Annotated in this window: 11 protein-coding genes; 8 read left to right on the top strand and 3 right to left on the bottom strand. The window is 57.5% G+C overall.

Annotation, left to right across the window (positions count from 1 at the left end; all coding sequences use genetic code 11):
• Window position 1 precedes the first annotated feature (1 nt).
• On the bottom strand, window positions 2–559 hold the full coding sequence (locus ACVCAM_RS22315) for a DcrB family lipoprotein (RefSeq protein WP_008503073.1): 558 nt from the start codon (window positions 557–559) through the stop codon (window positions 2–4).
• A gap of 72 nt (window positions 560–631) precedes the next feature.
• Entirely contained in the window at window positions 632–1,297 is a 666-nt protein-coding gene (locus tag ACVCAM_RS22310) for a 7-cyano-7-deazaguanine/7-aminomethyl-7-deazaguanine transporter (protein ID WP_008503072.1), read from the bottom strand.
• Window positions 1,298–1,464: 167 nt separating this feature from the next.
• Here ACVCAM_RS22310 and tusA point away from each other — a divergent pair, with 167 nt between their 5' ends.
• Window positions 1,465–1,707 carry a sulfurtransferase TusA gene (gene tusA, locus ACVCAM_RS22305; protein WP_407223729.1) on the top strand — a complete coding sequence of 81 codons (243 nt, stop codon included), beginning with the start codon at window positions 1,465–1,467 and terminating at the stop codon, window positions 1,705–1,707.
• A 44-nt stretch (window positions 1,708–1,751) separates the two neighbouring features.
• Window positions 1,752–2,012 (top strand): hypothetical protein, encoded by a 261-nt coding sequence (locus ACVCAM_RS22300; RefSeq protein WP_032676980.1) that lies wholly within the window; start codon window positions 1,752–1,754, stop codon window positions 2,010–2,012.
• 119 nt (window positions 2,013–2,131) lie between these two features.
• Here the strand turns inward: ACVCAM_RS22300 and yhgN are convergent, their stop codons facing one another.
• Complete coding sequence (yhgN, locus tag ACVCAM_RS22295; protein ID WP_003861574.1) at window positions 2,132–2,725, bottom strand: NAAT family transporter YhgN; 594 nt, start codon at window positions 2,723–2,725, stop codon at window positions 2,132–2,134.
• 177 nt (window positions 2,726–2,902) lie between these two features.
• Here yhgN and asd point away from each other — a divergent pair, with 177 nt between their 5' ends.
• The 6 genes from asd (at window position 2,903) to glgP (ending at window position 13,623) form a co-directional block, all read left to right on the top strand.
• A complete protein-coding gene (gene asd / locus ACVCAM_RS22290) occupies window positions 2,903–4,006 on the top strand; it encodes an aspartate-semialdehyde dehydrogenase (RefSeq protein WP_065102862.1) in 1,104 nt (367 codons plus the stop codon).
• A 248-nt stretch (window positions 4,007–4,254) separates the two neighbouring features.
• Entirely contained in the window at window positions 4,255–6,441 is a 2,187-nt protein-coding gene (gene glgB, locus ACVCAM_RS22285; protein WP_023345042.1) for a 1,4-alpha-glucan branching enzyme, read from the top strand.
• Window positions 6,438–8,411 (top strand): glycogen debranching protein GlgX, encoded by a 1,974-nt coding sequence (gene glgX / locus ACVCAM_RS22280; protein WP_023326238.1) that lies wholly within the window; start codon window positions 6,438–6,440, stop codon window positions 8,409–8,411. Before glgB ends, glgX begins: the two co-directional genes overlap by 4 nt.
• Before the next feature lie 17 nt (window positions 8,412–8,428).
• The gene (gene glgC / locus ACVCAM_RS22275) at window positions 8,429–9,724 is read left to right on the top strand and encodes a glucose-1-phosphate adenylyltransferase (protein WP_008503066.1); all 1,296 of its coding nucleotides are present in this window, start codon (window positions 8,429–8,431) and stop codon (window positions 9,722–9,724) included.
• Window positions 9,724–11,157, top strand: coding sequence for a glycogen synthase GlgA (glgA, locus tag ACVCAM_RS22270; protein WP_008503065.1), 1,434 nt, complete (start codon window positions 9,724–9,726; stop codon window positions 11,155–11,157). The genes glgC and glgA overlap by 1 nt, the downstream gene beginning before the upstream one ends.
• Window positions 11,158–11,175: 18 nt before the next feature.
• Window positions 11,176–13,623, top strand: coding sequence for a glycogen phosphorylase (gene glgP, locus ACVCAM_RS22265; RefSeq protein ID WP_008503064.1), 2,448 nt, complete (start codon window positions 11,176–11,178; stop codon window positions 13,621–13,623).
• The last annotated feature ends 55 nt before the right edge of the window (window positions 13,624–13,678 follow it).

The following is a 13,678-nucleotide window of genomic DNA, read 5'->3' as shown; positions in this document are numbered from 1 at the left end:
GTTACTGGATTACGATGGTGTTAATGATGTTTTCAGCAGCCGTCTGCGCTTTCTGCTGATCTTCCGCTGGCAGGGTGATCTGCAGGGTCAGCAGTTTGTTATCGACCTTGCCCAGCACGACAGAGGAGTATGCGGTCTGGCCTTTCGCAGAGATGATGCTGTCCAGCTGCTGCAGCTTATGGCCTTTCAGCTCGATGGATTTGTTGGTCACGACCTGCAGCTGCGGGTCGCGGCCGCGCTGCTGATCTTCCAGACGTTTGGACAGGACCGCCAGATCTTCGCTGGTGTCGTCGCCCACAATCACAATGACCGCTTTCTGCCCGGTTGCGTCGGAGTAAACGTGCATGTTGTTCGCCTGAGTGCCCAGCTTGCCGCTCTGGTCAGTCATATCGGCTGGCAGAGAGAAGCTGAGTTTGCCATCCATCAGATTCACCGGCTGGCCGGTCGCATTGCTTTCTGCGGATGCGCCCTGAGCAGGCGTTTTCGTGTCGCTGTTATCACAGGCTGCAAGACCCACAACCAGCAGGCCAATCCCGACATATTTAACCAGATTGCGCATTGACTTCTTCCTTTCGATAAACGGCCATAACGGCTCATTCGCTCATCTTATCACAACTGATAAAGCGAACCCTTAACCAGCCTGCAATGCCGTGATTTCAGATTTATCTGCCAGCCTTTTCAGCAGCATATTCAGCAGCACGCCGTACATGGGCAGGAAGAACACAATGCTGATGAGCACCTTGAAGCAGTAGTCCACCAGCGCGATTTCCATCCAGTGTTCGGCCATGAACGCATCCGGGCTACGCCAGAAGGCGATGAAGAAGAAGGCCAGCGTATCGCTCACGTTACCGAACAGCGTGGAGGCGGTGGGTGCCATCCACCAGCGATGATTCTGACGCAGGCGGTTAAACACGTGTACGTCCAGTATCTGCCCCAGCGCGTAGGCCATAAAGCTTGCTGCGGCGATACGGGCGACAAACAGGTTGAAGTGGGTTAACGCCTCAAAACCCTGCCAGCTTCCCATATAAAACAGGGACGACACCCCGTACGAGATGAACAGCGCCGGGAGCATGACCGCAAAAATAATGCGGCGAGCCAGCGGTGCGCCAAAAATACGCACGGTCAGATCGGTGGCGAGGAAAATAAACGGAAAGCTGAACGCGCCCCAGGTGGTATGAAAACCAAAGATGGAGATAGGGAGCTGCACCAGATAGTTGCTGGAGGTGATCACCAGCAAATGGAAAAGCGAAAGCCAGAACAACGCTTTTACGCGCTGTGATTCAGAAAACTGCGTCATATTGTGACCTTTTTATACGTTGGGGTGAGGGAACCCAATAAAAACCGCAGCATGATACTGCTTTGGCAGGACATTGCAATGGTTAGTTTTTACGCAATCGTTAACCTGGTTTGCATTGACCGCAACGGGGCGTAAACTACAGCCGTTTTTACCTGACCGAGAAGATCATGACCGACCTGTTTTCCAGCCCAGACCACACTCTTGATGCCCAGGGCCTTCGCTGCCCGGAACCGGTAATGATGGTACGTAAAACCGTGCGCAACATGCAGACCGGTGAAACGCTGCTGATCGTTGCCGACGACCCTGCCACCACGCGCGACATTCCCGGTTTTTGTACCTTTATGGAGCATGAGCTGGTGGCGCAGCAGACGGAAATGCTGCCGTACCGGTATTTGATTCGTAAGGGGTAGCCCTCACTTATTTGGGGGGAGGTTGAGGGTATCAGGCCGCACCCATGCTTGAACCTGTTCCTGAATATTTAAAAGCGAGTTTAACGGTAGATGACCTGCCTCTGGACGTCCCTGCCTTCGAACCGGAAGTTGATCAGTTGGGAAGCTATTGCCCGCTATTAACGCAGTTGCTGTTGGCTCGTTCACTTTCAGAGAGTGATGAAAGAGTGGCTGGAGATTTGTTGCAAGGCTTAGTTGGGCTGTATAGCGGTATGTTGAAAGCACCGCGCTGGTTGCGTACAAATGAAGGCATCTTGCCACTGTGAAAAAAGTCGGGTGGCGCTAACGCTTACCCGACCTACGGGACTAGAGCCGTTGTAGGCCGGGTAAGGCGAAGCCGCCACCCGGCAAGAATACGGCCTCTCCCACAGGGAGAGGGAGAACGTCATCCCTTCATCCACGCCCTGATCCCATCCAGGAACATCTGCGTTGCCATCATCACCAGAATGAGCCCCATCAGGCGCTCCAGCGCGTTTACCCCTTTTTCGCCCAGCAGGCGCAGGAACAGGGACGACTGCAGCAGGATGATAAACGTCCCGCCCCAGGCAATCAGCAGGGCAATGACCAGATGGCTCATCTGGTTCGGATACTGATGCGACAGCAGCATCAGCGTCGCCAGAATGGTTGGCCCCGCGACGAGCGGGATCGCCAGCGGCACAATAAACGGCTCTTCACCCGCAGGCAGGCCGCTGCTGCTGCCTTCCGCGCTCGGGAAAATCATCTTAATCGCAATCAGGAACAGAATAATCCCGCCGGAAATCGACACGGTTTCGGCGCGCAGGTTCAGGAACGCGAGGATTTTTTCACCCGCAAACAGGAAGATAAACATCACCAGCAGGGCGATAAGCAGCTCGCGGATCATGATCGCCCGGCGGCGCTTCGGCTCGGTGTGCTTCAGCACCGACATGAAGATCGGCAGGTTGCCCAGCGGATCCATTATCAGGATCAATAAAACCGCGGCGGAAATGATTTCACTCATGTAAATTATCCCTGAAACTCTCTATGGTTATTATGATGATTAGCTGTATTTCTGATTGCCGGGCAATCATCGATTAATTTCGCTTGCGACTTTGGCAGCATTTTGTAATGTGAAGCATATCCCAGTTCAATACTGGCTTGCACAATCAGCACACACCCTCAGCAGGAAAAAAATGCTATGAAAAACGTTGGTTTTATCGGCTGGCGCGGTATGGTCGGCTCTGTACTCATGCAACGCATGGTTGAAGAGCGCGATTTCGACGCTATCCGCCCGGTCTTCTTCTCCACTTCCCAGCTCGGCCAGGCTGCTCCGTCCTTTGGTGGTACCACAGGCACGTTGCAGGATGCTTACGATCTGGAAGCGCTGAAGGCACTCGACATTATTGTGACCTGCCAGGGCGGCGATTATACCAACGAAATCTATCCAAAGCTGCGTGAAAGCGGCTGGCAGGGCTACTGGATTGACGCGGCCTCTTCGCTGCGCATGAAAGACGATGCCATCATCATTCTCGACCCGGTTAACCAGAGCGTGATCGCCGATGGCCTGAACAACGGCGTAAAAACCTTTGTTGGCGGTAACTGCACCGTCAGCCTGATGCTGATGTCCCTCGGCGGCCTGTTCGCGCAGGATCTGGTGGAGTGGGTCTCCGTGGCGACCTACCAGGCGGCGTCCGGCGGCGGCGCGCGTCATATGCGCGAACTGCTGACCCAGATGGGCCAGCTGCACCAGAGCGTCGCGACCGAGCTGGCAAACCCGGCGTCGGCTATTCTCGATATCGAGCGTAAAGTGACCGAGCTGACCCGCAGCGGCGAGCTGCCGGTGGATAACTTTGGCGTACCGCTGGCCGGCGGCCTGATCCCGTGGATCGACAAGCAGCTGGATAACGGCCAGACCCGCGAAGAGTGGAAAGGCCAGGCCGAGACCAACAAAATCCTCAATACCGCGAACACCATTCCGGTTGACGGTCTGTGCGTGCGTATCGGCGCGCTGCGCTGCCACAGCCAGGCTTTCACCATTAAACTGAAAAAAGATGTGTCTATTCCGACCGTGGAAGAGCTGCTGGCCGCGCACAACCCGTGGGCGAAAGTGGTGCCAAACGATCGCGATATCACCATGCGCGAGCTGACCCCGGCTGCGGTGACCGGCACGCTGACCACGCCGGTTGGCCGTCTGCGTAAGCTGAACATGGGGCCGGAGTATCTCTCCGCGTTCACCGTCGGTGACCAGCTCCTGTGGGGCGCCGCTGAGCCGCTGCGCCGCATGCTGCGCCAGCTGGCGTAATAATTTGTTAAATACCGGGGGTGATTTTCACCCCTTTTTTTTGCGTACTACATGGAGTAACACGCGTATGTCTTATTTTTTATCAGGAGTCATTTAGAGCGTTGGCTATGCTTTAAGGAAGAGTCATTTCTTACCTGAGGTTCGAACGGAGCAGAATGGATGCACATTTTTGTGCTGTCCCGTTCAGGTCACATTAAAAGTCGTCCCGGAGCGCTTAAAAAGGACGACATAAAAACAGGATGAATACCATGTCCGATCGTGTGGATAGAGACGTGATTAATGCGCTTATTGCGGGTCATTTCGCTGACCCCTTTTCTGTGCTTGGGATGCACCGTACTGAGGCAGGTCTGGAAGTTCGTGCCCTGTTGCCGGATGCCACAGAAGTCTGGGTGATTGAACCCAAAACCGGCCGCAAAGTCGGTAATCTTGAATGCCTCGATTCCCGTGGCTTCTTCTCGGGCGTGATGCCCCGTCGTAAAAACCCTTTTCGCTATCAGCTCGCCGTTCTCTGGCACGGCCAGCAGAACCTGATTGACGATCCCTACAGCTTTGGCCCTCTGCTTAAAGAGATGGATGCCTGGCTGCTCTCCGAGGGGACCCATCTGCGTCCTTATGAAACGCTGGGCGCTCATGCCGATACCATGGACGGCATCACCGGCACGCGGTTCTCCGTGTGGGCGCCCAATGCCCAGCGCGTCTCCGTTGTCGGCCAGTTCAACTACTGGGACGGCCGCCGTCACCCGATGCGCCTGCGTCGGGAAACCGGCATCTGGGAGCTGTTTATCCCCGGGGCGCACCACGGGCAGCTTTATAAGTTCGAGATGATCGACGCCCACGGCAAGCTGCGCATTAAAGCCGACCCGTATGCCTTCGAAGCGCAGATGCGCCCGGATACCGCGTCGCTGATCTGCGGCCTGCCGGAGAAGGTCGTCCAGACGGAGGAGCGTAAACAGGCCAACCGTTTTGATGCGCCAATATCCGTTTATGAAGTCCATCTCGGCTCCTGGCGCCGCCATACCGATAACAACTTCTGGCTGAGTTACCGGGAGCTTGCCGACCAGCTGGTGCCATACGCCAAATGGATGGGCTTTACCCACCTTGAGCTGCTGCCGGTCAACGAGCATCCGTTCGACGGCAGCTGGGGCTATCAGCCTACCGGGCTGTATGCGCCGACCCGCCGCTTCGGCACCCGCGACGACTTCCGCTATTTCATTGATGCCGCGCACGCCGCCGGGCTGAACGTGATCCTCGACTGGGTGCCGGGCCATTTCCCGGCGGATGATTTTGCGCTGGCAGAGTTTGACGGCACGAAGCTGTACGAGCATAGCGATCCGCGCGAGGGCTATCACCAGGACTGGAACACGCTGATTTACAACTACGGTCGCCGTGAAGTGTCGAACTACCTGGTCGGGAATGCCCTGTACTGGATCGAGCGGTTTGGCATTGACGCCCTGCGCGTGGATGCGGTGGCGTCAATGATCTACCGCGACTACAGCCGCAAAGAGGGGGAGTGGATCCCGAACGAGTTTGGCGGCCGCGAAAACCTGGAAGCCATTGAATTCCTGCGTAATACCAACCGCATTATCGGCGAGCAGGTGGACGGTGCCGTGACCATGGCGGAAGAGTCCACCGACTTTGCGGGCGTCTCCCGTCCGCCGTCATCAGGCGGCCTGGGGTTCTGGTATAAGTGGAACCTGGGCTGGATGCACGACACGCTCGACTACATGAAGCTGGATCCGGTTTACCGTAAGTATCATCACGATAAGCTGACGTTCGGTATGCTCTACAACTACACCGAAAACTTCATGCTGCCGCTGTCGCACGATGAGGTGGTACACGGTAAAAAATCGATTCTCGACCGCATGCCGGGCGACGCGTGGCAGAAGTTTGCCAACCTGCGCGCCTATTACGGCTGGATGTTTGCCTTCCCGGGCAAGAAACTGCTGTTCATGGGCAATGAGTTCGCCCAGGGGCGCGAGTGGAACCACGACGCCAGCCTCGACTGGCATCTGCTGGAAGGCGGCGACAACTGGCACCACGGCGTGCAGCGTCTGGTACGCGATCTGAACCTGACCTATCGCCACCACAAAGCGCTGCACGAGCTCGACTTCGATCCGTACGGCTTTGAATGGCTGGTGGTGGACGACCACGAGCGCTCGGTGTTTGTCTTTGTGCGTCGTGACAAGGCGGGTAACGAGATCATCGTCGCCAGCAACTTCACCCCGGTGCCGCGCGAACACTACCGCTTCGGCATTAACCAGCCGGGCAAATGGCGCGAAATTCTGAATACCGACTCGATGCACTACCACGGCAGCAACGCCGGTAACGGTGGGCTGGTACAGAGCGACGCCATTGAAAGCCACGGGCGACCCAACTCCCTGAGCCTGACGCTGCCGCCGCTTGGCACCATCTGGCTGATGCGGGAGGGCGAATGACGCAGCTTACGGCAGGTAAACCCGAACCGCTCGGGGCGCATTTTGACGGAAAAGGGGTGAACTTCACCCTCTTTTCCGCTCACGCCGAGCGGGTTGAACTGTGCGTGTTTGACGGGGAAGGTAACGAGCACCGTTACGATTTACCCGCGCGCACGGGGGATACCTGGCACGGCTACCTGGCCGGAGGACGGCCCGGTATGCACTATGGCTTTCGCGTTCACGGTCCGTGGGATCCCGCGCAGGGGCACTGGTTCAACCCGGCGAAGCTGCTGATTGATCCGTGCGCGCATCGCGTGGACGGCGAATTTAAAGATGACCCGCTCTTCCACGTGGGCTACGGCGAGCCCGACCACCGCGACAGCGCGCCCGTCGCGCCAAAAAGCGTGGTGGTGAACGATCTTTATGACTGGGAAGACGATGCCCCGCCGCAGACGCCGTGGGGCAAGACCGTTATTTATGAAGCCCACGTCAAAGGGCTGACGTACCTGCATCCGTCGATCCCCAAAGAGATGCGCGGCACCTACAAGGCGCTCGGGCATCCCACCATGATCGCCTACCTGAAACACCTCGGCATCACCGCCCTGGAACTGCTCCCCGTCGCCCATTTTGCCAGCGAGCCGCGTCTGCAGCGGCTGGGGCTGAGCAACTACTGGGGCTATAACCCGCTGGCGATGTTCGCGCTCGAGCCGCGCTATGCCGTCCATCCGGAAAAGGCGCGGGACGAGTTCCGCGATGCGGTGAAGGCGCTCCACGCGGCGGGCATTGAGGTCATTCTGGACGTGGTGCTGAACCACAGCGCAGAAAGCGATCTCGACGGCCCGACGCTCTCCATGCGCGGAATTGATAACCGTAGCTATTATTGGATCAGGCACGATGGCGATTATGAGAACTGGACCGGCTGCGGTAACACGCTCAATCTCAGCCATCCGGCGGTCACGCACTTTGCGTATGAATGCCTGAAATACTGGGTGGAGACGTTCCACGTCGACGGTTTTCGTTTCGACCTGGCGCCCGTCATGGGACGCACGCCGGCGTTCAGCCAGCAGGCGCCATTGTTTGAGGCGATAAAAAACTGTCCGGTGCTCTCGCAGGTGAAGCTGATTGCCGAGCCGTGGGACATCGGTGAAGGCGGTTATCAGGTCGGGAATTTCCCGCCGCTGTTTGCCGAGTGGAACGACCACTACCGCGACGCCGTACGCCGCTTCTGGCTGGAGCGGAACCTGTCGCTGGGGGAATTTGCCGGGCGCTTTGCCGCGTCGAGCGATCTCTTTAAGCGCGACGGCAAACGCCCGTCGGCCACCGTTAATCTGTTGACGGCGCACGACGGTTTTACGCTCAGGGACTGCGTTTGTTTCAATCAGAAACACAATGAGGCGAACGGCGAAGAGAATCGCGATGGCACTAACAATAACCATAGCTTTAATCATGGTATAGAAGGGTTAGGCGGAAGTCTGGATGTGATAGAGCGGCGACGCGCCAGCGTTCATGCGCTGCTGACAACGCTTTTACTGTCGCAGGGCACGCCGATGCTGCTGGCAGGCGACGAGCATGGTCACAGCCAGCACGGTAACAACAACGCCTATTGCCAGGACAACACCTTAACCTGGCTCGACTGGGGTGAAGCCAACAGCGGGCTGATTCATTTTACCGCTGCGCTGATCCATCTTCGCCAGCAGATCCCCGCGCTGACCGCCAACAGCTGGTGGGAAGAGGGTGACGGCAACGTTCGCTGGCTGAATAAAGACGCGCAACCGTTAAGCGCGCAAGAGTGGCAACACGGCGTACCACGCCTGCAAATCCTGCTGTCGGATAAATGGCTGGTCACGCTGAACGCGACGGATGACGTCGCAGAGATTGTTTTACCTGACGGGGAGTGGCGAGCCGTTCCCCCCTTTGCCGGAGCGGATAATCCGGTAGTAATGGCTGTCTGGCACGGGCCTGCGCACGGAGTGTGCGTATTCCAAAGATGATAAAAAAGGAGTTAGTCATGGTTAGATTAGAGAAGAACGATCCCTTAATGTTGGCACGCCAGCTACCATTAAAAACGGTTGCCCTGATACTTGCGGGCGGGCGTGGTACCCGTCTGAAAGATTTGACCATCAAGCGCGCCAAGCCGGCCGTTCACTTTGGTGGTAAGTTCCGTATTATCGACTTTGCGCTCTCCAACTGCCTGAACTCGGGCATTCGCCGCATTGGCGTCATCACGCAGTATCAGTCGCACACCCTGGTGCAGCATATTCAGCGCGGCTGGTCATTCTTCAGCGAAGAGATGAACGAATTTGTCGATCTCCTTCCTGCGCAGCAGCGCGTTCACGGCGAGAACTGGTATCGCGGGACAGCGGATGCGGTCACCCAGAACCTCGACATCATTCGTCGCTATAACGCGGAATACATTGTGATCCTCGCCGGGGACCACATTTACAAGCAAGATTACTCCCACATGCTCATCGACCACGTCGAAAAAGGGGCGCGCTGCACCGTGGCGTGTCTGCCTGTGCCCGTTGCTGAAGCGACGGCGTTTGGCGTCATGCACGTGGATGCCGACGACAAAATTATCGACTTCGTTGAAAAACCGGCGAACCCGCCAACCATGCCGGGCGATGACACCAAATCGCTCGCCAGCATGGGGATCTATGTCTTTGACGCAGATTATCTTTATGAGCTGCTGGAAGAAGACGACAAAGACGAAAACTCAAGCCACGACTTCGGTAAAGACATCATTCCGAAAATCACCAAAGCTGGCATGGCGTATGCACATCCTTTCCCGCTGTCCTGCGTGCAGTCCGACCCGAATGCGGAACCTTACTGGCGCGATGTGGGCACGCTGGAAGCGTACTGGAAAGCGAACCTCGATCTGGCATCGGTCACACCTGAACTGGATATGTACGACCAGAACTGGCCGATTCGTACCCATATGGAGTCGCTGCCGCCAGCCAAATTCGTGCAGGACCGCTCCGGCAGCCACGGTATGACGCTGAACTCGCTGGTGTCCGGCGGGTGCATCATCTCCGGTTCGGTCGTGGTGCAGTCGGTGCTGTTCCCGCGCGTGCGGATAAATTCATTCTGTAATATCGATTCGGCAGTCTTATTGCCGGACGTCTGGGTAGGGCGCTCGTGTCGTCTGCGTCGTTGCGTGATCGACCGTGCCTGCGTCATCCCTGAAGGGATGGTCATTGGGGAGAATGCGGAAGAAGACGCGCGTCGTTTCTACCGTTCGGAAGAGGGGATCGTGTTAGTCACACGGGAAATGTTGCGGAAGCTGCAAATCAAACAGGAGCGATGATGCAGGTTTTACACGTATGTTCTGAGATGTTCCCGTTATTAAAAACGGGCGGTCTGGCAGATGTGCTTGGCGCATTACCGGCGGCGCAAATCGCCGGAGGCGTGGATACCCGAGTCCTGCTGCCCGCCTTTCCGGATATCCGGCGCGGTATACCTGATGCAAAAGTGGTGACCCGCCGTGAAACGTTTGCCGGACGCATTACCCTGCTGTTTGGACATTACAATGGCGTAGGGATTTACCTGATCGACGCGCCGCATTTATACGATCGCCCGGGTAGCCCGTATCACGATACGAACCTGTTCGCCTATACCGACAACGTGCTGCGCTTTGCGCTCCTCGGCTGGGTTGGAGCAGAAATGGCGACGGGGCTGGATCCGTTCTGGCGTCCGGATGTGGTGCATGCGCACGACTGGCACGCCGGGCTTGCTCCGGCGTATCTCGCCGCGCGCGGCCACCCGGCGAAATCGGTCTTTACCGTGCATAACCTGGCCTATCAGGGGATGTACTACGCCCATCACATGAATGACATCGATCTGCCATGGTCGTTCTTTAACATGCACGGTCTGGAGTTTAACGGGCAGATCTCGTTCCTGAAGGCGGGGCTGTACTACGCCGATCACATCACGGCGGTGAGCCCAACCTACGCGCGTGAGATCACCCAGCCGGCATTTGGCTACGGCATGGAAGGGTTGCTGCAGCAGCGCCACCGCGAAGGCCGCCTGTCGGGCATTCTGAACGGCGTGGATGAACAGATCTGGAGCCCGGAAACCGATCTCCTGCTGGCGGCGCGCTACGGTCGTGATTCCGTGGAAGACAAAGCGGAAAACAAACGCCAGCTGCAGATTGCGATGGGCCTGAAGGTTAACGACAAAGTGCCGCTGTTCGCCGTCGTAAGCCGCCTGACCAGCCAGAAAGGGCTGGATCTGGTGCTGGAGGCGCTGCCCGGTTTACTGGAGCAGGGCGGGCAGCTGGCGCTGCTCGGCGCGGGCGACCCGGTGCTGCAGGAAGGTTTCCTTGCCGCCGCCGCGGAACATCCGGGGCAGGTCGGCGTACAGATTGGTTACCACGAGGCGTTTTCGCATCGCATTATGGGCGGCGCGGACGTCATCCTGGTGCCGAGCCGTTTCGAACCCTGCGGCCTGACGCAGCTTTACGGCCTGAAATACGGCACCCTGCCGCTGGTGCGCCGCACGGGCGGGCTGGCGGATACGGTATCGGATAGCTCACTGGAAAACCTGGCGGACGGTATCGCCAGCGGGTTTGTCTTTGAGGACAGTAATGCCTGGTCGCTGCTTCGGGCGATTCGGCGTGCTTTCGTCTTGTGGTCCCGTCCATCGCTGTGGCGCTACGTCCAACGCCAGGCGATGTCCATGGACTTTAGCTGGCACGTTGCGGCGCAGTCATACCGCGATCTCTATCAACGCTTGATGTAACGAGGCGAAGTTACTGATATGAACGCTCCATTTAGCTACTCTTCACCCACGCTCAGCGTTGAGGCGTTAAAGCACTCCATCGCCTACAAGCTGATGTTCACCATCGGGAAAGATCCGGTTATTGCCAACAAGCACGAGTGGCTGAACGCCACCCTGTTTGCGGTGCGCGACCGCTTAGTTGAACGCTGGCTACGCTCAAACCGCGCCCAGCTCTCGCAGGAGACGCGTCAGGTTTACTATCTGTCGATGGAATTTTTGATTGGCCGCACGCTGTCCAATGCGCTGTTGTCGCTCGGTATTTATGACGACGTCAAAACCGCACTGGAAGAGATGGGGTTAGATTTAGAAGAACTGATCGACGAAGAGAACGACCCGGGCCTCGGTAACGGCGGTCTGGGACGTCTTGCCGCCTGCTTCCTCGACTCGCTGGCGACGCTCGCGCTGCCGGGCCGCGGCTACGGTATTCGCTACGATTACGGCATGTTCAAGCAAAACATCGTCGACGGGCGTCAGAAAGAGTCCCCGGACTACTGGCTGGAGTACGGCAACCCGTGGGAGTTCAAGCGCCACAACACGCGCTACAAGGTGCGCTTTGGCGGGCGTATTCAGCAGGAAGGAAAAAAATCCCGCTGGGTGGAAACGGAAGAGATCCTGGCCGTGGCCTACGACCAGATTATCCCCGGCTACGACACCGATGCCACCAACACGCTGCGCCTGTGGAGTGCCCAGGCCAGTAGCGAAATTAACCTCGGTAAATTTAACCAGGGTGACTACTTCGCGGCGGTGGAGGATAAAAACCACTCCGAGAACGTGTCCCGCGTGTTATACCCGGATGACTCGACCTACTCAGGCCGCGAGCTGCGCCTGCGTCAGGAGTATTTCCTCGTTTCGGCGACCATTCAGGATATCCTCAGCCGCCACCATCAGCTGCACAAAACCTACGCCAACCTGGCGGAGAAAACCGCAATCCACCTTAATGACACCCACCCGGTGCTCTCTATTCCGGAGCTGATGCGCCTGCTGATCGACGAGCATAAGTTCAGCTGGGACGACGCCTTTGAGGTGACCTGCCAGGTGTTCTCGTACACCAACCACACGCTGATGAGCGAAGCGCTGGAGACGTGGCCGGTGGACATGCTTGGCAAAATCCTGCCGCGCCATCTGCAGATTATCTTTGAGATTAACGACTACTTCCTCAAGACGCTGCAGGAGCAGTATCCAAACGATACCGGCCTGCTGAGCCGCGCGTCCATCATTGATGAGTCGAACGGCCGCCGCGTGCGCATGGCCTGGCTGGCGGTTGTCATCAGCCACAAGGTCAACGGCGTGTCCGAGCTCCACTCGAACCTGATGGTGCAGTCGCTGTTTGCGGACTTCGCGAAGATCTTCCCGACGCGGTTCTGCAACGTGACCAACGGCGTCACCCCGCGCCGCTGGCTGGCGCTGGCCAACCAGCCGCTCTCTGAGGTGCTGGACGAGAATATCGGCCGCACCTGGCGTACCGATTTGAGCCAGCTGAGCGAGCTGGAACAGCATATTGATTTCCCGACGGTGAACAAAGCCGTGCGCGAAGCCAAGCTGCTGAACAAAAAGCGTCTGGCGGTCTGGCTGGCGATGCACCTGAACGTGGTGGCAAACCCGAAAGCGCTGTTCGACGTTCAGATCAAACGCATCCACGAATACAAGCGTCAGCTGATGAACGTGCTGCACGTGATCACCCATTACAACCGCATTAAGGCCGACCCGACGGCCGAATGGGTGCCGCGCGTGAAGATCTTCGCCGGTAAGGCGGCGTCGGCCTACTACATGGCGAAGCATATTATTCATCTTATCAACGACGTGGCGAAGGTGGTTAACCAGGATCCGGACATTGGCGACAAGCTGAAGGTGGTGTTCATTCCGAACTACAGCGTCAGCCTGGCGCAGCTGATCATCCCGGCGGCGGATCTCTCTGAGCAGATTTCTACGGCGGGCACGGAGGCATCCGGCACCAGTAACATGAAGTTTGCCCTTAACGGCGCGCTGACCATCGGCACGCTGGACGGGGCGAACGTCGAGATGCTGGAGCACGTGGGCGAAGAGAATATCTTTATCTTCGGTAATACGACGGAAGAGGTAGAGGCGCTGCGCAGGAAAGGCTACTCGCCGCGTCAGTATTACGAAGAGGATGAAGAGTTGCGTCAGGTGCTGACGCAGATTGCAACCGGCGTGTTTAGCCCTGATGAACCGAGCCGCTACCGCGATCTGGTGGATTCGCTGATTAACTTTGGCGATCACTACCAGGTGCTGGCGGATTACCGCAGCTACGTCGACTGTCAGGATAAGGTGGACGAACTGTATCGCCAGCCTGAGAAGTGGACCAGCGCCGCGATGTACAACATCGCCAATATGGGCTATTTCTCGTCAGACAGGACCATCAAGGAGTATGCCGAGACGATCTGGCATATTGATCCGGTGAGGTTGTAAAAACAAAGCCCGGTGGCGCTGCGGTATGAACCGGAAACATGGGTAACACTTTAGA

It is taken from the genome of Enterobacter sp. CFEC122, assembly GCF_052983755.1.
The sequence above is the reverse complement of the archived record's forward strand: the minus strand, read 5'-3'. Positions and strand labels throughout refer to the sequence as shown.

What these genes read in the sequence shown, in the direction of transcription:
- glgX (WP_023326238.1), top strand. Translation starts at nt 6,438, where the DNA reads ATGACGCAGCTTACGGCAGGTAAACCCGAACCGCTCGGGGCGCATTTT.
- ACVCAM_RS22315 (WP_008503073.1), bottom strand. Translation starts at nt 559, where the DNA reads ATGCGCAATCTGGTTAAATATGTCGGGATTGGCCTGCTGGTTGTGGGT.
- asd (WP_065102862.1), top strand. Translation starts at nt 2,903, where the DNA reads ATGAAAAACGTTGGTTTTATCGGCTGGCGCGGTATGGTCGGCTCTGTA.
- glgC (WP_008503066.1), top strand. Translation starts at nt 8,429, where the DNA reads ATGGTTAGATTAGAGAAGAACGATCCCTTAATGTTGGCACGCCAGCTA.
- tusA (WP_407223729.1), top strand. Translation starts at nt 1,465, where the DNA reads ATGACCGACCTGTTTTCCAGCCCAGACCACACTCTTGATGCCCAGGGC.
- glgB (WP_023345042.1), top strand. Translation starts at nt 4,255, where the DNA reads ATGTCCGATCGTGTGGATAGAGACGTGATTAATGCGCTTATTGCGGGT.
- ACVCAM_RS22300 (WP_032676980.1), top strand. Translation starts at nt 1,752, where the DNA reads ATGCTTGAACCTGTTCCTGAATATTTAAAAGCGAGTTTAACGGTAGAT.
- glgA (WP_008503065.1), top strand. Translation starts at nt 9,724, where the DNA reads ATGCAGGTTTTACACGTATGTTCTGAGATGTTCCCGTTATTAAAAACG.
- glgP (WP_008503064.1), top strand. Translation starts at nt 11,176, where the DNA reads ATGAACGCTCCATTTAGCTACTCTTCACCCACGCTCAGCGTTGAGGCG.
- ACVCAM_RS22310 (WP_008503072.1), bottom strand. Translation starts at nt 1,297, where the DNA reads ATGACGCAGTTTTCTGAATCACAGCGCGTAAAAGCGTTGTTCTGGCTT.
- yhgN (WP_003861574.1), bottom strand. Translation starts at nt 2,725, where the DNA reads ATGAGTGAAATCATTTCCGCCGCGGTTTTATTGATCCTGATAATGGAT.